This window comes from Kyrpidia spormannii, assembly GCF_002804065.1.
Classification (GTDB): domain Bacteria; phylum Bacillota; class Bacilli; order Kyrpidiales; family Kyrpidiaceae; genus Kyrpidia; species Kyrpidia spormannii.
Window position 1 is genome coordinate 2,099,185 of sequence record NZ_CP024955.1, and the last position, 17,204, is coordinate 2,116,388.

Below are 17,204 nucleotides of genomic sequence, written 5' to 3' on the forward strand. Positions count from 1 at the left end.
TTCTCCGATGCGTTCATTGAGGAGTACCCGGGCCACCCGAGAAATCCCGGCGCCTCATATGAAGGGCATAATGAATTTGTAAAGCGAGCTGCAGATTGAATCGCGTCGTCCCGTCATCCAAGTCAACACCGCAGATTTCTTCGATTTTCGAAAGTCGATACCTTAAGCCCGTGACCGAGACGTGCATCGCCTCGGCCACCCGGCGGAGATTCCCGGTCATCTCCAGGTAAGAATGCAATGTCTGCACCAAATCCCCTTGATGACCCCTGTCATATTCCACCAAGGCACCCAACACCCGTTGGTAGAACTCCAACACCTCCTCCTGCTCCGCCACCCGGAGTAAAAACATTAGCGGGGCCAAATGATCGTACAGGCCGAACCGACTTTCCCCCGGACTGGAAAGCTCCAAAAAATCGACGATCCGGATGGCGTCCTGGTAGCTTCTTCCCAGATCGGTAATCGTCTCCGCTCTTCGACCGCAACCGATATACACGCGAACCGCCTTGAACCTCGTTTCTACGAACCGGACCAGGTTATCGAGAAAATCGCCGATTCCCGCTTCACCCTGCACATGGGCGGCCTCCGGGAGAAAAACGAACAGATAGCCATTCCGGGAGATGATGTCACCGCGACAGGCTCCCCGCAATGCGTCCCGAACGTCTTCCAATTGCTCCCGGGGCAAAACCTTGATGGCCAACAACCGCCTGGGCGTATCCGGGTCGAGGTCCAGAATGCGGGCCCGTCGCCGAAGGGTTTCCGCGTCATAGCGCCCCCGGACGATCTCCTCTAAGAAGTCGCCTCGCATCTGGTATGTGGACTCAGTCAATAGCTGTTCATAAAACATTTGCAACGTGCAGACGTTGACAGCTCGTTCCATCAGCATCTCATCTTCATGAGAAAGAGGAGGATTCCCCAACATACACAGGGTGCCCAGGTGAACATGGTTGGCTGTGATCCGACACGCCTCCACCGAAACGCCGTCAACAGTCCAGCTCTCTCGTCCCGTTTTGCCAGAGTCCATCGCCGCACCTCGTTCTCCCGGCTTCCAGCGCCGGTACGTGTCCTCATGCTCAGGACACACAAAGCTGGCCGCCAAAACCCGCCTGGATTTTGTCTCCACCACCACACTGCGGCCGAATGCCCCAGCCATCGTCTCTACAATTTGGCGGAGACTTTTCCCTTCCATGACCAGATTGCTCAATTGCTTGTGGAGTTCCACCGAACGCATCAATGTCTCGTTTAACGCGCGAATTCTACGATGAGCCTCGTCCAATTCCGTAGCCAGGGATTCCGCCTGGTAATACCGGAGATCCCGCATCTGGACTTCGTCGGCCTCATCCACCGTCTTGGCCACATAAATGCAACGCGCATCCCCTTTTCCTCGGCATTCTCGTTCATAGGTCACCACCGGACGGTCGAACAACTCTGTCAAATATCCGCTGGCATAACCCGCCAAGCTCCAACAGACCGGCTCTTCGTCGACGCCAAAGTGCCTGACGTGTTCCTCGGCTTCAAAGGAATGGCGCCATTCTCCAGTAAAATACACCTCACCGATAGTCGAATCCACCCGCATCTCCCCGGGTTCGACGGTCACCACTCCTTCCAGGGTGTGAAGAGCCGGCCCAGCCAAAATCAGCTCCTCAAAAGACTCCCATTCAAACAGGCTGCGTATGGCTCGGGCATCGTTTCGTCCGCAGGACCAGCCGTAGCGCATGAGAAACCCCTTTGCCCGGTCCATTCCCAGGGTACTGACCAAGTCCCGGCGCAAAATTCCCAACGCTTCGGTGGACATCAACGCCATACGGCGGCCGTTCATCGTGATCTGTCCGGTCCGCGGATGAATGTCGATCACGTGTTCAAACACCAGAGACTGGGCCTTCATCTTCACACCGCCTCACCCCCAGAATTAGACAACGCGTCTAAGGAACCAAGAGGTCCAGCGGGTCGCCGTCCCGCACCCCGCTCTCCAGCAAAGTCTGACCTGGAGAGATATCCTCGGAACCGTCGGGACGGAGCCTCACCAAGCGATACGATCCCTTCTCGTCCAGCCCCCACATCCCTGCCACCTGGCGAATCACCTGTTCCCCCGTCGCCGTGGGTTCCACGGTCAGGCCCATATGGGTAATAAACCGATCATCCGACGGAACTCTCACCCACACAATCCACATCACTCGACCCTCCTATCCGTTCACCTGGAACGAACGGTCCAATCCCAAGGCTTCCCGATAGCGGATCCATCGGTAGTAATCCCGAGAAGAGTAATGCTCATTCGTCTCTTCGGGAGTAAATCCGAAATACTCAAACATGTCTTCCAAGGTCGACCCGAATTCCCCGGACAAATACGACTCCGCCGGCCACCAGAACTGGATATACTTCTCAGGTTCTTCCAGAAATATAGTTTTACATCCCGGTGAGCAGAATTGATAGGTCTTCCCTTTGTGCTCCGCGTACTGCGTCCACATTTCCGACGGATTATCCGGATTCGGGAACTCCGTGGGAATCTGGCACACGGCACAAACGGCCGGCAACCCCGGCGATGCTACCGCCAACACATGATCGTCCATTTTGCGGAAAAATGGAGCATAGTACCGATCAAAGGTGTTCGGGTATTCGTTGTGAAGCCACTCATAATCGTCAGGTTGAAGTTTAAAACCTCGGAAGTAGTTGACCTGCTTGGCGTGGTCGAGGATCCGCATGGTCACATGGGAGTAGTGCTCCTTCTCTTTGATGCTGTCCTCAAAATTCCTGGGCGGCCGGATACCGTATTTCTCAAGGTCTTTAAACAAACCATGCAGCACCTGTTCCTCCACGTACATTTCAAAGGCCCTTTTCCAAGAAATCGGCCGAACCCGAGGATAGTAATCCACCAAGGTCGCCACCACTGAGAACAACCGGTACGCCCGCCAGTACCATTTGTCCAGGTAGCGCTGAACAATGGGGACATTGCGGTCATCTTCCTCCAGCAACATTTTCATGGCAGACATCCCCAGGGCCATGTGCCGGGACTCATCCGATTGAACGCTCTTGCCCACAGAAGCAAAGTGTTCATCCCCCACTGCCGCCGCCGAAGCTGCAAAAGGGAGGAATAGAATATTCGTAAAAACGTATTCAAAGGAGAAAGCAATGGCAATGAGAGCCTCGAAAGGACCGGCCGTCAGGGCATCGTCAAAAAAGGACTTTGGAACGGTGTTGAACCACAAATTCTCGTTCGTTTTGGCGTATGCATGGAAACCGTCGTAATAGCGGCTGAGATACGCATAGTGCTTGATTTCGATCTGAGCGTGGCGGAGTTCGTCCAGCGCTTGGTTGAATGTGGCAAACCGGATCGCCTCCACAGGAATGTTGCGGCCGATGTACGCCATCAGCCGGTGGGCCTGGTATTCGGCGGGTTGCACCGCTACTGCAAAAGCCTTCACTCCCTCGAACCATCTGCTATCCACCACCCGAGCATGCCCATGATGGGCCTCAAACGCGTGGCGGATGGCGTGATGCAGATGCTCTTTCTCGGCTTGAATCTTCACATACTGATTAAACGTCATCCGGAAGGGGTCCTCCCAGCGGCTAGGATCCTTGAGGATAATCCCCTCCGCCTCCACCAGTGGGTAGACCTGTTTCCAATCCACACTTTTCGGATCCCACATCAGATCCCGGGTCAGGGCGCGATACCTCCCGGTTGTCCCCAATTTTGCCATACCCGGCGCCTCCTCTCCATCCCCATTTTCTACTAGATTTCAGCCGTTCCAGCGAATCAGCAGGTGGTCGTCGTCCCACTCCTCAATAAAACCAAAGTAAGAGGACATGTAGACCTGGAGCTCATTGATATCCCAGTCCCGGCCCAGTTTCTCTTCCACCGTTTCCCTTTTCAGGACCATCTCTCGGGGCGATTTCACCTTCACGTAAATGTTAAAATCCACCGTTTCAATTCGAGGATTGTCCTCCCGAAGGGCTTCAAGGATCGCGTCGATCAAAAGGCCTCCGTTTTTGTCCAGATCCATCCCCACATAGGCTTCATTCGACATGCTGTTCGCCTCCCAACGTCGGCAGCGATTCAATTCCCATCGCCCGCACAAGTGGGCGAATAGCTTGATCCACCGTCCGCTCCACCGATGATGCCACCGAAAAAGGAATCCCGTGCCGATCAAACACAGGCTGAAGCCCACGCACCGCCTCAAGAGCCCGGGGCAGCCACAAGCTGAGCCATTCTGCCACCACTTCTCGATTTGTCAACTCCTCTTCGGGAGTTTCCCGTGGATCACTGAGCGTTTTTCCCCAGCGATAATCGCCCGGCCAATTTTCGTAACCCAGTGCCTTGAGGTATTCCCAACGGCTGGACGCCGGATCCTCGGTGATCCATGTAAAGAACGCTTGGCTCCATTGCTCCTGCCATTTGATCTGCTCCTGACAGATCAAAGACAGCTCAGGAAGAACCACGTCACCATGTGCCAAAGCAACAGCATTTAGGCCATCGTACAGAATCCCATCGACGAGAGGCTCCACCGCAAGATGAAGGGCGGTCAATACTTCTCCCCAATCCTCGGTGGTCAAAACCTGTTCCATATACTCTCGCAAACCTTGAAACGCAGGATCGTCAAGCCACAACTCCTTTCCATGCTCCAGCGCGGCACTGCCCCCGCCCCCGGGAAAATCTAACCCCCAGGAGCTCAACCACTGGGCGCGACCTTGTTTATCGAAGGCCGTGTACGTGGCGACTTGCTCAATGGGCCCTCCCATCGCGTAACGCACGACGTGCTGGAGCTGAACCGCCCCTGCGTACTCGTAATGCCGCAACGGAATATAAAACTCCTCGCTGAATCGCCGCCACGAGTCGGCCACGTGATCCTGAAGCCCGAGCTTCAGCGCGCGATCAAAAAGGCTCTCTACATCGTCTGCCATCCGTTTGCGGTTCAGTGTGTAAGGATAGTACCAGAACCGCTTAGGATCCCGGAAAGCGTCCCAGTTGCTTGACCGCAGCCGGGTATATCGGGGATCATAGATGTCGTATTCCGTCTTGCGGTATTTGTGCCGATAGTGGCCGTGCAGATATGGCTGGATCCGCACGGTCACTTCCTCGTACTCGTTTTTCGTCGCCCAGTCCCAGGGTCGCTCCCGGACCGGTTCCACCCGTTTGACCCGCGCACTCAATGGCATTCAACCTCCCCATATCGCCGACTTTTAGTCCCCCGAGATGCGAATGACCAGATCGGACAAAGGAACGGTTTTACATGCGAGTACAAAGCCCTCTTTTCTCTCTTCCGCCGGCAGAGCTTTGATTGAAACCTTTCCGAGCTCGTACTGCCCCGCCTCCACCCGAATTTTACAGAATCCACAACCACCCCCCAGGCATCCGCGTTTAATCACACGAACGCCCTGTTCGATGGATGAAGAAAGAATATTCTGTCCATGTCGGCAAAGATACTCCCGGCTTTTGTTTGCGACAAAAATCCGATATTCGTTAGCCATCCGTTTAACCTCGCCGATAAATGCAGGTCATTAGGTGAATACCCCTGTGAACCGCTCCGTGATTTCCCCTTTGTGATAGAAAATGCCACGGGGTAGCCGCTCTTCGGTCCAAGTCACCGGGGTAAAATCTTCTCCGGGGATATAACCGCCACTGAACACTTCATTGCGGTTGCCAGACGGATCGAAGAAATATATGGTCAGGCCCCGGGTGATGCCATGCCGGGTCGGCCCCTCATCCAATACCACCTCATTTTTCGCGAGGCAGTCAGCGGCATGAAGCACATCCTCCCAACTCGAAAGTCCGAAGGCAAAGTGATGTAGCTTTCCATTGGGACCTTTGATAATGGCAATATCGTGGGGAGTATTCGTGCGGAACAGCCACACCGCGAACAGCTCGTCACCGTGAAGGATGACCCGTTCACTCATATGAAAATCCATCACTTTCATGAGCAGGTCGGTAGTGGCCGGGACATCTTCCCCGGCAATGAGGAGATGGTCCAGGTAAGGCGGGGCAATCCCTTTGAGATTCTCCGGCTTGGGATCGGGGTTCAGCTTCAAACCATTGCCGATCCGTTCAATCTCATGATAGAGCTCCATCACCTGACCGGTCGGAAGAGTAAATCGAATGGCTTCCCCTTCCCCGATCCGATGGCGGTTCGACACGCGATTCACGCGAATTCCGTACTGTTCGATGGCCTTCTCGAAAGTATCCAAGTCTTCCTGGTAACGAACTTTGAATCCCATATGTTCCAGTCCAGGGTAATCCGCTTCAGTAATAATCAGGCTATGATGGTCTTCCTCGTCCCAGGCTTTAAAATAGGCCTTTCCTGGTTCCCGGGCCACCAGTTGCAGGCCGATCACATTACTGTAATAGTCGATGCTCTTCTCCAAATCGAGCACCCGCGCTTCGACCCGCCCCAAACGCATGACACCCATCCTCATCTTCTCTCCTTTCGGCGTTAACAGGAAATTTAGGTTCTTGCGCTTTTATCTTAACGATTCTCCTATCATCCTGTAACTGCACAAAAGGACAGTGTTTGAGGAGATTTTCGTTTATTTGTGCGGAGAAGGTCCATCGGTATCGGGGTCATCCGCCACGTCAAAAGCCCCCCGGACAATTTTGTAGACGAAAGCGGCCTCCCGGATAGCCTGCTCGGCGTCCGCGTCATCGTACTCCTCAGTCGGAACAAAATCCTCCGCCTTTTCTGACATCCACCACCCCTAAAGGGTGGGATTCCCCTTCATTGACGGTCGATTTACGGATGCCCAAACTGCCTAAGCGGCCTGTTTGAACGTCCCCTGTTCACGGCCTTTCGGTGTGGTTTTCCGCCACACGAACCGGTTGACCGCCGGGCGTGCCAGTGCGCCCACTACTCCCGCCGGGTCCGGCAAAACCCGACCCGTCTCACGGAGATACCTTTGCAGAATGTTGTACGCGCCCACCAGATCCGCGTTGAAGGCTTGTCCGCAATGGAGGAACAACCCTCGGCGGACGCGGGCCGTTTTCGCCCTCTTGTCGCAGAGGGGACAAGTCGTGCTGGTGTTTGTCTCCGACACCTTGATGACCCGAATACCCGCAAGGGCCGCTTTGTAGGTGAGCAGGTTGCTAATCCGGCTGAACGGCCATGCGTGAAACTTCTGGTTCCCCGCGTCTCCCCAATCTTTGTCTGCGCGAATACCTTTTAATTCGCCGACCAAGATGTGGAAACACCGTGGTTTTCAGCCAGGTTCAAGCCTTCGGTTTGAATGTTACGGTCCTTAATGTTTCCTTCTTCCAGAATCCCGGCGGACGTGCGCTTGGGTCGCCGTTTTTCCGGCCCGAAAACCAGGAACGATACGAATCATCCAGTTCGCTTAGGATTTCCTGAGAGCTCTGGGACGGGAGCAGCTTGTACCAGCGGTTTACTTTCAACTCCCGGCACTGTTGCGCAAAGTCTGGTATTTTGCCGGTGGCGTCCCAAACCGAACGCCGATGATGGTTGGCCACATTCCAGAGCTTGGTGGCTACAAAACCCAACAGGCCCAAAAGCAAGGCATCTCGGTCGGAAAGATCGACAACTTTGATGGTATCGGAAGAAACGTCGCCAGCAGTGGAAACAAAATAGCTTCACGTCCACATGGACGGCATACGGGCACTATGATCAAACTCCCGACGGAGATGGTGCGAAGATACGCTTTTTAAGCGTGCCACAATATCGTGTGGTGCCAGTGTCGGCGGAGCGTTGACAAAGAAATGGAGATGGTCGGGCATGATTTCAAGGGCAAGAATCTCCAAATCCAGTTTTTTAGCCACCTCCTGTATCAGCTCTCTCAACCGTGTTTCCACAGGCCCGACCAGGACCTTGCGCCGATAGCGAGGACACCAAACAAAATGATAGTTCACCAGCTATACAGACGTGTGTTTGCGTATATACTGATTATCCATAGATACATTCTAGGGGACCGGATCTTATAACAACCACTGCCCGAAAATACCTCGCTTTCATCCCACCCCGAAAGAGGTGGGCTTTCCCGGGCGCCTTTTGTAAATATGCTCGGGTCAATTCATCACGTTTTATAGCCCCGTCCCCCCCAAGAATTTTTCATACTGCCACTCCCACGTATTGTTAAGCCGGACTTTCCGCGCATGGGTTTCGTGCAACAAACGCTGAACTGAGACCAAAATGCGCTGAAGAAGCCCTTCACGATCGAGAAGGATGACACAATTTTCCGTCATATCTGTGAGTAAATCGGCTGAAACTGGAGCGCTTCCTCCTCGACGAGCAGCATCGGTGAGAGATCACACAGCACACCATCCTGTTCATACAATTCCTGGGCTTCAGACTCACAGAACATCTCGACCTCCGTAATAAACTCCTCAATCCGCTCCCGACGGATCGAGGCCTCCCGAAGCACGATCAGTAAATCCAAATCCGAATTCATCCGGTTCTCCCTTCGGGCATAAGACCCGTAGATCGCAAAGGCAAGAAGTCGATCGGCGTAATACTTCTGAACACGTTCCAACACGAGACACACATACGTGCGATGCCGAGGACCGAAAAATTTCAATCGTTCCAACGAATTCATGGCCATCACCCATCTCTGCAGTTACCGACTCGACCATTTGCGCTACCGCCGGCACTCCTGGATCAAAACGATAGGCGCACCCTCACTGTGCGCGCCCTTGTCCGCCCCGAACTTTTCCCGGGAAATTCCCCGGTCCGATCCCCTTTATTCCTCCTCGGCCATCTGGCTGTAGGCCTCCGCCACCCGCTCCCATTCGTCGTCATCTTCGATGTCGTAGAGCACTTCTTCGCCGTTCTCGTCTTCCTCCACCCGAAAAATTACAGCTTCTTCCATGCCAGCCTCGTCCACATCCCCGGCATCAGGCAAGAGAATCGCGTAGATCTTCCCTTCCACCTCGATCACGTCAATAACCCGAAATGGGTGCTCCCCACCCTCTTCATCCGTCAACACCACTCTGTCCTCCCGGTCTTCGGAAGCCATATCCTGATCCCCCTTCATCTGGATGAGCGTCCAGATAGCTTTGGAGTAACACCGTCGCCGCCACCTGGTCCACGACTTTCTTGCGCCTGGCCCTTCGCAACCCCGCACCAATTAAAGTCTTCTCTGCCACGACGGTGGTCAGACGCTCGTCCCACAGATCGACGGGAACCCGCACGCGATGGCGGAGTTTTTCCGCGAATTCCTCCGTATAGCGGCCTTGGGCCCCCAGGGAATTATCCATGTTCCGGGGCAATCCCACCACGACCCGCTCGACGCCCCACTCGGCGATCAACCCTTCGATACGAGCCAAGGCAGACTCCTCGTCGTCCACGGCCACAACTTCGAGCCCCTGCGCCACGAGTCCCAAAGGATCACTCACCGCCACGCCGATGCGCACCCGTCCGACGTCCAGCCCCAGAATCCGGCTCATTCCGGACGATGCACCGCCAGATAGGTCCGCACCAACTCCTCCAACAACTCGTCTCTTTCCAACCGGCGGATGCGGTTTCTGGCGTCGCGGTGACTGGTGATGTAAGCCGGATCTCCGGACAATAGATACCCCACCAACTGATGAAGAGGATTGTAACCCTTCTCTTTTAAGGCATCATACGCCGTCAACAATGCCTCTCGGACCGCGGAAGATCCGTCTTTCTGCACGTTAAAGTGCATCGTTTCGTCCATGGAGGAATGCATGCGCTCCCCTCCTTACCCCGTAGTGTGCCATTCTTCGTAACTACTCTATTCGCCTCAAAAGCCGCAGACTCCTTTTGCGGTGATCATTTTTTTCCCTTTTCCGCCATAAAGCCGCTTGCCGCCCCCCGGTTGGGGGCCGGCAGAGCCCCGAGGACTCCCGGGTTATGACACCCCGGCCCCTCGTTGGCGCATCACCCACCCCGGCACCCGGGAAAGTGCCTCTGCCAATTTCTCCGGATGTCGCCCGCCCGCTTGGGCGAGGTCAGGCTTCCCGCCACCGCCGCCCCCGGCCGCAGCGGCCACCTCTTTCACCAACTGTCCGGCGTGGAGACCCTTCGCCACCCAATCCGGGGATACCGCCGCCACGAACATGACCTTGTCTTCTTGTTTGGACCCGAGCACCACGACTCCGGAGTGGATCGTCTCCCGCAGCACGTCCACCATTCGCCTCATCTGGTCTGGAGTCGCGCCCTCCACAACCTCGGCAACAACGGGCACCCCCTGGATGTCAGTCACGCGATCCACCAGCCGCAGAGCCTGGCCGCGGATCCAGCGGTCCCGCCAAGACTCCAGCTCGCGCTCCGTCTCTTTCATGTCCCCGAGGACTTGCTCTAACTTATCCGGTACATCCGCCGGGGCCACTCGCAGGAGGGACGCGGCCCGATCCAACCCCTTCAGGCGCGAATCCAGAAATGCGTAGGCGTGGCGACCCGTCACTGCCTCAATCCGCCGCACTCCCGAACCGATCCCCGTTTCCGAAACAATTTTGAAAACCCCGATCTCACTCGTCCGGCGGACGTGGCACCCTCCGCACAGTTCAATGCTGAAATCCCCCGCTTTGACCACCCGGACCCGCTCACCGTATTTTTCTCCAAACAGTGCCATGGCTCCCATGGCTTTGGCTTCATCCAGGGGCATCTCCCGAATGTCCACGGGTTCATTGCGCCAGATCTCCTCATTCACGACCCGTTCCACCGCCTCCAGCTCTTCCGGCGCCAAAGGGCCATAATGAGAGAAGTCAAAACGCAGCCGGCTGTCCGCCACCAGGGATCCCGCCTGGGCCACGTGCTCCCCGAGCACCTCCCGCAGGGCTTTGTGCAACAGATGGGTAGCGGTGTGGTTCTTGATGATATCCTCCCGGTAGCGGCGATCCACCCGAGCCCGCACCACTTCCCCGGCCGTCACCGTGCCCCTCACCACCCGGCACCGGTGCACGTGCTGCCCCCGGGGGGCCTTTTGCACATCTTCCACCTCCAGCCGGGCAGTGGCGGTTTCGATGGTGCCCCGATCAGCCACCTGGCCACCGCTCTCGGCGTAAAAGGGCGTCTCATTCAACACGATCAAACACTGGTCGCCCTCGGATACCCGCTCCACCACCCGGTCATCCACCACCAGCACCTCGACCCGGGTTTGGGTCTCCAATACGTCGTAGCCGACAAAGCGACTCGGGGCCTCAAGATCCACCAACACCCCTCGCTTGGACTGCATGCTCTCCACGTCCTGCCGAGCCGCCCGGGCCCGCTCTCTCTGAGCCTCCAAAGCCTGGGCGAACCCCTCTTCATCCACGTCGATCCCTTGCTCGCTAGCAATCTCCTTGGTGAGATCGATGGGGAAGCCGAAAGTGTCATAAAGCCGGAAAGCGTCTTCCCCGGCTAGGGTCGTCCGACCCGCCGACCGCAGCTTTTCGATATAGTCTTCCAGCACCTGCTCGCCTTCGGCCAGAGTTTCCAGAAACCGCTCCTCTTCCGCTTTGACCGCCCGTACGATAAAATCCCCTTTTTCTACGATCTCGGGATACGCTTCCCCCATAACCTCCCCGACCACCGGCACCAACCGGTACAAGAATGGACGGTCGAACCCCAGGTTCCGCCCGTATCGCACCGCCCGCCTCAAGAGCCGGCGGATAACATAGCTCCGCCCTTCGTTGCCGGGCAGAACCCCGTCCCCCACAGCGAAGACCGCCGTCCGAATGTGGTCGGCGATCACTTTGAGGGCGACATCCCACTGGGTTTTTCGGCCGTACTGGACTCCAGCCGCCTCGGCAGCCGCTTCGATGATGGGGCGGAACAGATCGGTGTCAAAGTTGCTGTCCACATCCTGCATGACGGACGCCATTCGCTCCAGGCCCATTCCCGTGTCGATGTTCTTCTTTGGAAGCGGCGTATACGTGCCGTCGGGATTGTGATTGAACTGCGTAAACACCAGGTTCCAAATCTCCAGGAAACGGTCGCACTCACACCCGACGTTGCAATCCGGCCGCCCACAGCCCCGATCTTCTCCCCGATCGTAGAAAATCTCGGAGCATGGCCCGCTGGGGCCCTCCCCGATTTCCCAGAAGTTGTCCTCCATCCGGAAAATCCGGTGGGCGGGCACCCCAATCCGCCGGTGCCACAGCTCGTAAGCCTCGTCATCTTCGGGATGAATCGTCACCGACAGGCGCTCGGGATCCAGGCCCATGTGCTCGGTGAGGAACTCCCAGGCCCAGTCGATGGCCTCTTTCTTAAAATAGTCCCCGATGGAGAAGTTCCCCAACATCTCGAAAAAGGTCTGATGCCGGGCCGTCTTCCCCACATTCTCAATGTCGTTGGTTCGAATGCACTTCTGAGAACTGGCGATGCGCGGATTCGGCGGCACTTTGCGCCCGTCGAAAAAAGGCTTCAACGGCGCCATACCTGCGTTGATCCACAACAGCGACGGATCGTCCACCGGGACGAGACTGGCGCTGGGATAGACGTCATGATCTTTAGATGCGAAGAACTCCAGGAATTTCTTTCGAATCTCTGCGCCCTTCACGCCTTCAACCTCCCATAAAAAAACCCCCGCCCCTCCAGGGACGAGAGTTTGACTCACGCGGTACCACCCTGATTACCCCCGGCAGGGCCGGGAGTCCCTCACTCGCGAGATAACGGTCGCCCGCCGGCAGGGTTCCTTCGGAGCGGCCTTCGGACGCCCGCCGTCGAGAACCCTTCCAGCCTCGGGGCCCTCTCTCTGGGACGCGGAATCGCCCTACTCTTCTCCATCCCTGCATGGTCCGGTTACAGTTATAGCCATTATACTCACAGATAAAAAGGACTGTCAAACGGGCCCTTTGCGAAAAGATGACCAATGCTGCCCAATCACCCGAAGCACCGCTAAAACCGGGACGGCGAACACCATCCCCGCAATACCGGCCAATTGTCCTCCCAGAAGCAATGCAAAAATAATCGCCAAGGGGTGGATGTCTAAAGAGCGCCCCACCACCGTCGGGGAAATAAGATTGCTCTCGATCTGCTGCACGATCAGGTTGACCAGGAGCACCTTCAGAGCCATGGCCGGCGAAATGGTCAAGCCGATCAGAGCGGCCGGGGCAAGGCCGATAAAGGGCCCGACGTACGGGATGATGTTCGCCACGGCCACAATCGAGGCCATAAGTAGAGAAAAGGGGAGGCCGATGATCAAATAACCCGCATAGGTCAGTACGCCCACCAGAGCCATCACCAAAAGCTGCCCGCGCACGTACCGACCCAGAGCATCGTCGATTTCTTGCAACAGCTTTTTCCAGGAATCCCGTTGTTCCCGGGGAGCTAGACTGAGCACCACGCGCTCGACCATTTTAAGATCTTTAAGAAGATAAAACACCAGGAAGGGCACGACAAAGGCGCTGAGCAACTGGCCCACCGTGGCCCCCAAGGAGGCGACCACCTGGCCGAGAAACCGTCCCGTCCATCGCTCCAGCTGGTTCAGGTGATTTTCCACCGCCTGCTGGATGCCGTCAGGTAAATATCGGGTCTGCCGGGCCAGCTCATTCAGCCATTGATCGATGCGGTTGACCGTTTCCGGCAGGTTGGCGGCCAAAGCTTTGACCTGCTCCACCAAGGCAGGGATGCCCTGCACTGCCGCCACTGCACTGATTAGCAAAAAGATGGCATAAATGATGAGTATACTGATACCCCGGGGAACCCTGCGTTTCACCAGGGCCTCGACAACGGGGTTCAAAAGATAGGAAATGATCAAGGCCACCACAAAAGGAGTCGCCACCGATCCGATCAAACCCAAAGCCCAATCCCAGACCGGACGCAGCTGGATCACCATATATACGCAAGCCAGAACGACCAAAATCAAGGTGGCGGTTTGGAGGAGCTCTCGCTGGGTCCACTTGCCCACGGCCTCACCCTCCCCTGCTCCCCAAGCAAAACCATCAGTCAGGCCGGATACCTACCCCATCCGCACCACCATATTATGCGTCGCCCGGATCACCCATGTCCACCCCGATCTCGGGACTGGCACCCGCCGCCCGGGTCACCGCCGAGATCAGCAGCCCCTGCCTAACGCCCAGCGCCGCCCATCGATCCCAAGGGGCTATCACCGCAAAACATGCCACAGTACGTCCCCCGCCGTAAAAACAAAGGCTACCATGGCCACATAACTGTTGACGGTGAAAAAGGCTTTTTCGATGTGAGTCATATCCTCGGGGGATACCAGCCGATGCTCGTAAATCAGAAGCAGGGCCACCATGGCGATTCCCACGGCGTAGAGCCACCCAAGGGGCACCCAGATCAGAAGGCTCAAAAACAAAGCCACCGATACAACGTCTAAACCCCGGGAAATCCACAAACCCCTCCGGATACCGAACCGGACTGGCACCGAGTGTAGGCCATTGTCCCGATCGAAATCCACATCCTGGCAGGCGTAGATGATGTCAAAGGCGGCAATCCACGTCGCCACCGCCGCCGCCAGCACCACCGCGGGCAGATCGAACTGTCCAGAGACCGCGAGCCACCCGCCAAGGGGTGCCAGACCATCTGCAATGCCGAGAACGAAGTGGCTCATCCAGGTGAATCGCTTGGTGTACGAGTACACTACGAGAATCACCACGGCCACCGGCAACAGTTCCACGCACAGAGGGTTCAATTTCCATGCGGCCACGCCGAGCACCGCCAGGGAAACGATGATAAACACCCAAACTTCCAGCGTCGACAGGAGTCCCCGGGGCAACTCCCGCTGGGCTGTGCGCGGATTTCGAGCGTCGATGGCCCGGTCGATCACCCGATTCAACCCCATGGCCGCGCTCCGGGCTCCGACCATCGCCACCGTAACCCAAAACACTTGCCCCCAGGTGGGGAGGCCTCGGGTGTGGTCATATGCAGCCAGGATCATTCCCAGGTAAGCGTAGGGGAGAGCGAATATCGTATGTTCGAATTTCACCAGTCGCAAAAATAAGACGAGCTTCTTCACGTTCCACGCCCCCTCCCCTTTATTTACCGGGAGGTGGGGGAAAAGTCAACCGGCGGTTTCCACCCGTCCAACTTCTAATAGGCTGCCGTCTTCGGCCACTTCAAACATCTGCACTTCCGTGTCCGTCACCACCATCTCCGTGCAGCAACTCCAACAGTAGTACTGATGGGTGCCGATTCGCCCCACATCCCGACATTGGCAGCGCGGACACTGGGTCATCGGATCCACAACTCATCCCCCCTTCGGCAGTCTCATCATTGGTATCATGACCTTTTCATGGAAAATTTATACTAAATGCGCCCATGGGCAAAAGGGAGAAATGACAGGAAATGCTCCGAAGGGGGGCTTGTGCACCAAGGATGGGGCCGCTACAATGCGAGGCAAAGGAACGGAGGGAATGACCGTGCACAAAGGCACGCTCCGGCCCTGGGCGGTCTTGCTCGCAGGGGGCCGCAGTTCTCGAATGGGGGTAGACAAGGCGCTCTTGCCGGTTGGCAATCGGCCCCTGATCGTACACCTGACCGAGCAAGTCCGGGCCCTTGGCTGGCCTTGTGTCATCGTTCTCCCGCCCGCCGGTCCTCCCGCCCGGATCGGGCGTTATCAATCCTTGGTTCCCTGGGCGTCCTTTGTTTTTGATGCCGAAGCCTGGCGGGGACCCGTGATGGGGATCGCTTCCGGGGCTGCCGCCGTGCGTTCCGAATGGATGGCGCTACTAAGTTGCGACATCCCCAATCTGGATACGGCGCTTTTGGCGGAAATGATGGAGATCGCCGCCACCCCTTCGCCGGACGCCCCCTTGGCCGGGATATATGTGGCTGGCGAGCCCTTTCACGGACTCTACCGGCGGGAATCGGCGTTGCGGGCGGCCAGGAAAGTTCTAACAAAGGCTGGGCCCCGGGCCTCCGCCAGAGGATGGCTCGACGCCCTGGGGCCCGCCCAGGTTCTTCCGGCAACACGAAGAAGCTGGGTGAATCTCAACACCCCAAGAGATTACGAGGAGTATATGCGGCGCAGTGGTGCACAAAACCCGTAGTGGAAGCCATGGGTCTCGCCATCAGGGTACCAGGGGATTTAGCCACCAGACTGTGACCCGATCCCCTACGGCAGGATCGGCGAAAGGCGGAACTTCCACCACGGCGTTCGCACCCACAAAACTGGAGAGGGCGGAAGACGATTGTTCCCGGTCAGCATCCGCCACCACTCGGCCGTCTTCGATCCACGCCCGGGCCCTCCAAAATCGAACGGAAGGCCCGGGTTCACCGCCGGGTCGGCCCCGGAGTTCCGCCTCAGTTTTCGACAAATCCCACCCCGTATAGCCGCGCATGAGGCGCAGAGACGGGAGCAGGAACAGGTGGCCGGTGACAAAGGCAGAAGCCGGGTTGCCGGGGAGGGCAAACCACATTTTGTTGCCCTTCACCGCAACCGTCACAGGTTTTCCGGGACGGATCCGAACCCTTTGGAATAAAATGTCCATCCCGAGTTCTTCCATGGCCCCGGGCACCACATCGTAATCCCCCACAGACACCGCTCCGGTCGTCACCACCACATCGGCCCACTCCAAGACCCCCGCCACCGCCTCGATCACTTTGTCCGGGAGATCCGGCAGGCGTCCCAGATCCCGGGCATCCGCCCCGGCCAACCGCGTCATTGCCAGGAGCATCGGGCCATTGCTGTTGCGGATTTTCCCCGGGGTGAGAGGCCCGGGGCCGCTCACCAACTCGTCCCCGGTGGAAAACAGCGCCACCCGAGGCGCACGGCACACCTCCACCTCTTCGACCCCGGCCGTGGCAAGCACCGCCGCCTCCGCCGGACCGATCCGGCGACCGGCTTCCACCGGCGCAGATCCCCGGGATAAATCTTCCCCCCGGCGCTGGATCGATTCTCCGACGGGAACCGGGGCGATCACCTCGATGCGTTCTCCTACTAAACCCCTGGAGCCTTCGGGAAAACGGACATCCTCAATGGGAATGACCGCATCCGCCCCGGGTGCCACCGGCGCCCCGGTCATGGTTCGCACTGCCTGACCCGGCCCCAAGCTTCGGGAGGGCCAGCCCCCCGCCGCCACCTCATCCACCACCGACAGTACGGCGGGTTCGTTCGCCTTCGCCTGGGAACAGTCCACCGACCGGACGGCAAACCCATCGATCACCGATCGGTCAAAGGGGGGCACGTCCTCGGGCAACTCCACTGACCGGGCAAGAACCTCACCGGCGGATTGTCCCAGGGGGATTCGCACCCGGTCCAAGGGTGTCACGCGTTCGAAACACAGGCGTCTCGCGTCGGCAAAATCGATGGGTTCTAATTTCGGCATGATGAGATCTCCTTTCCGGTTCGATGAGACATCTGACTTG

The 17,204-nt window shown here is 57.4% G+C and carries 20 protein-coding genes and 1 pseudogene; 1 reads left to right on the forward strand and 20 read right to left on the reverse strand.

The features are described 5' to 3' along the window. Positions 1 to 13: 13 nt before the first annotated feature. The 19 genes and pseudogenes from CVV65_RS10600 to CVV65_RS10685 all read right to left on the reverse strand — a co-directional run bounded on the left by CVV65_RS10600 (position 14) and on the right by CVV65_RS10685 (position 15,081). On the reverse strand, positions 14 to 1,882 hold the full coding sequence (locus CVV65_RS10600) for a XylR N-terminal domain-containing protein (RefSeq protein WP_100668099.1): 1,869 nt from the start codon (positions 1,880 to 1,882) through the stop codon (positions 14 to 16). Positions 1,883 to 1,919: 37 nt separating this feature from the next. Next, complete coding sequence (locus tag CVV65_RS10605; RefSeq protein ID WP_100668100.1) at positions 1,920 to 2,168, reverse strand: hypothetical protein; 249 nt, start codon at positions 2,166 to 2,168, stop codon at positions 1,920 to 1,922. A gap of 12 nt (positions 2,169 to 2,180) precedes the next feature. Next, positions 2,181 to 3,692, reverse strand: a complete 1,512-nt coding sequence (locus tag CVV65_RS10610) for a YHS domain-containing protein (protein ID WP_100668101.1) — start codon at positions 3,690 to 3,692, stop codon at positions 2,181 to 2,183. A 39-nt stretch (positions 3,693 to 3,731) separates the two neighbouring features. Beyond that, on the reverse strand, positions 3,732 to 4,019 hold the full coding sequence (locus tag CVV65_RS10615; RefSeq protein WP_100668102.1) for an MmoB/DmpM family protein: 288 nt from the start codon (positions 4,017 to 4,019) through the stop codon (positions 3,732 to 3,734). Next, positions 4,009 to 5,142: a ferritin family protein gene (locus CVV65_RS10620; protein WP_100669422.1), complete on the reverse strand. Its 1,134-nt coding sequence runs from the start codon at positions 5,140 to 5,142 to the stop codon at positions 4,009 to 4,011. Before CVV65_RS10620 ends, CVV65_RS10615 begins: the two co-directional genes overlap by 11 nt. A gap of 30 nt (positions 5,143 to 5,172) precedes the next feature. Further along, the gene (locus CVV65_RS10625; protein ID WP_100668103.1) at positions 5,173 to 5,460 is read right to left on the reverse strand and encodes a 2Fe-2S iron-sulfur cluster-binding protein; all 288 of its coding nucleotides are present in this window, start codon (positions 5,458 to 5,460) and stop codon (positions 5,173 to 5,175) included. Positions 5,461 to 5,490: 30 nt separating this feature from the next. After that, a complete protein-coding gene (locus tag CVV65_RS10630; protein ID WP_100668104.1) occupies positions 5,491 to 6,396 on the reverse strand; it encodes a catechol 2,3-dioxygenase in 906 nt (301 codons plus the stop codon). 117 nt (positions 6,397 to 6,513) lie between these two features. Continuing rightward, on the reverse strand, positions 6,514 to 6,672 hold the full coding sequence (locus tag CVV65_RS10635; protein ID WP_198591999.1) for a hypothetical protein: 159 nt from the start codon (positions 6,670 to 6,672) through the stop codon (positions 6,514 to 6,516). Between the two features lie 63 nt (positions 6,673 to 6,735). Further along, a complete protein-coding gene (locus CVV65_RS10640) occupies positions 6,736 to 7,158 on the reverse strand; it encodes a zinc ribbon domain-containing protein (RefSeq protein WP_157935475.1) in 423 nt (140 codons plus the stop codon). 412 nt (positions 7,159 to 7,570) lie between these two features. Continuing rightward, positions 7,571 to 7,846, reverse strand: a pseudogene (gene tnpA / locus CVV65_RS10645) (IS200/IS605 family transposase); the annotation flags it as partial. 326 nt (positions 7,847 to 8,172) lie between these two features. After that, positions 8,173 to 8,526, reverse strand: a complete 354-nt coding sequence (locus tag CVV65_RS10650) for a nucleotidyltransferase domain-containing protein (RefSeq protein WP_157935476.1) — start codon at positions 8,524 to 8,526, stop codon at positions 8,173 to 8,175. A 144-nt stretch (positions 8,527 to 8,670) separates the two neighbouring features. Next, complete coding sequence (locus CVV65_RS10655; RefSeq protein WP_232796590.1) at positions 8,671 to 8,916, reverse strand: DUF1292 domain-containing protein; 246 nt, start codon at positions 8,914 to 8,916, stop codon at positions 8,671 to 8,673. Then, on the reverse strand, positions 8,903 to 9,376 hold the full coding sequence (gene ruvX / locus CVV65_RS10660; RefSeq protein WP_100668108.1) for a Holliday junction resolvase RuvX: 474 nt from the start codon (positions 9,374 to 9,376) through the stop codon (positions 8,903 to 8,905). Before ruvX ends, CVV65_RS10655 begins: the two co-directional genes overlap by 14 nt. Beyond that, positions 9,373 to 9,639, reverse strand: a complete 267-nt coding sequence (locus tag CVV65_RS10665; RefSeq protein WP_013075137.1) for an IreB family regulatory phosphoprotein — start codon at positions 9,637 to 9,639, stop codon at positions 9,373 to 9,375. The genes ruvX and CVV65_RS10665 overlap by 4 nt, the downstream gene beginning before the upstream one ends. 162 nt (positions 9,640 to 9,801) lie before the next feature. Next, entirely contained in the window at positions 9,802 to 12,432 is a 2,631-nt protein-coding gene (gene alaS / locus CVV65_RS10670; RefSeq protein ID WP_100669424.1) for an alanine--tRNA ligase, read from the reverse strand. 282 nt (positions 12,433 to 12,714) lie between these two features. After that, complete coding sequence (locus CVV65_RS10675; protein WP_100668109.1) at positions 12,715 to 13,782, reverse strand: AI-2E family transporter; 1,068 nt, start codon at positions 13,780 to 13,782, stop codon at positions 12,715 to 12,717. Positions 13,783 to 13,855: 73 nt separating this feature from the next. Beyond that, on the reverse strand, positions 13,856 to 13,999 hold the full coding sequence (locus tag CVV65_RS16765) for a hypothetical protein (RefSeq protein WP_157935477.1): 144 nt from the start codon (positions 13,997 to 13,999) through the stop codon (positions 13,856 to 13,858). Next, positions 13,981 to 14,853 (reverse strand): UbiA-like polyprenyltransferase, encoded by an 873-nt coding sequence (locus CVV65_RS10680; protein ID WP_100668110.1) that lies wholly within the window; start codon positions 14,851 to 14,853, stop codon positions 13,981 to 13,983. Before CVV65_RS10680 ends, CVV65_RS16765 begins: the two co-directional genes overlap by 19 nt. A gap of 45 nt (positions 14,854 to 14,898) precedes the next feature. Further along, on the reverse strand, positions 14,899 to 15,081 hold the full coding sequence (locus tag CVV65_RS10685) for a hypothetical protein (protein WP_100668111.1): 183 nt from the start codon (positions 15,079 to 15,081) through the stop codon (positions 14,899 to 14,901). Between the two features lie 175 nt (positions 15,082 to 15,256). Between CVV65_RS10685 and mobA the strand changes: the two genes are divergently transcribed. After that, on the forward strand, positions 15,257 to 15,886 hold the full coding sequence (gene mobA, locus CVV65_RS10690) for a molybdenum cofactor guanylyltransferase (protein ID WP_157935478.1): 630 nt from the start codon (positions 15,257 to 15,259) through the stop codon (positions 15,884 to 15,886). 21 nt (positions 15,887 to 15,907) lie between these two features. Here the strand turns inward: mobA and CVV65_RS10695 are convergent, their stop codons facing one another. Next, the gene (locus CVV65_RS10695) at positions 15,908 to 17,164 is read right to left on the reverse strand and encodes a molybdopterin molybdotransferase MoeA (protein WP_198592001.1); all 1,257 of its coding nucleotides are present in this window, start codon (positions 17,162 to 17,164) and stop codon (positions 15,908 to 15,910) included. Positions 17,165 to 17,204 lie beyond the last annotated feature (40 nt).

Bases quoted from the DNA above. Each gene is read 5' to 3' on its own strand.
- CVV65_RS10635 (WP_198591999.1), bottom strand. From the start codon at position 6,672: ATGTCAGAAAAGGCGGAGGATTTTGTTCCGACTGAGGAGTACGATGAC.
- CVV65_RS10610 (WP_100668101.1), bottom strand. From the start codon at position 3,692: ATGGCAAAATTGGGGACAACCGGGAGGTATCGCGCCCTGACCCGGGAT.
- CVV65_RS10625 (WP_100668103.1), bottom strand. From the start codon at position 5,460: ATGGCTAACGAATATCGGATTTTTGTCGCAAACAAAAGCCGGGAGTAT.
- CVV65_RS10695 (WP_198592001.1), bottom strand. From the start codon at position 17,164: ATGCCGAAATTAGAACCCATCGATTTTGCCGACGCGAGACGCCTGTGT.
- CVV65_RS10605 (WP_100668100.1), bottom strand. From the start codon at position 2,168: ATGTGGATTGTGTGGGTGAGAGTTCCGTCGGATGATCGGTTTATTACC.
- CVV65_RS10665 (WP_013075137.1), bottom strand. From the start codon at position 9,639: ATGCATTCCTCCATGGACGAAACGATGCACTTTAACGTGCAGAAAGAC.
- CVV65_RS10630 (WP_100668104.1), bottom strand. From the start codon at position 6,396: ATGGGTGTCATGCGTTTGGGGCGGGTCGAAGCGCGGGTGCTCGATTTG.
- CVV65_RS10615 (WP_100668102.1), bottom strand. From the start codon at position 4,019: ATGTCGAATGAAGCCTATGTGGGGATGGATCTGGACAAAAACGGAGGC.
- CVV65_RS10650 (WP_157935476.1), bottom strand. From the start codon at position 8,526: ATGAATTCGTTGGAACGATTGAAATTTTTCGGTCCTCGGCATCGCACG.
- ruvX (WP_100668108.1), bottom strand. From the start codon at position 9,376: ATGAGCCGGATTCTGGGGCTGGACGTCGGACGGGTGCGCATCGGCGTG.
- CVV65_RS10600 (WP_100668099.1), bottom strand. From the start codon at position 1,882: ATGAAGGCCCAGTCTCTGGTGTTTGAACACGTGATCGACATTCATCCG.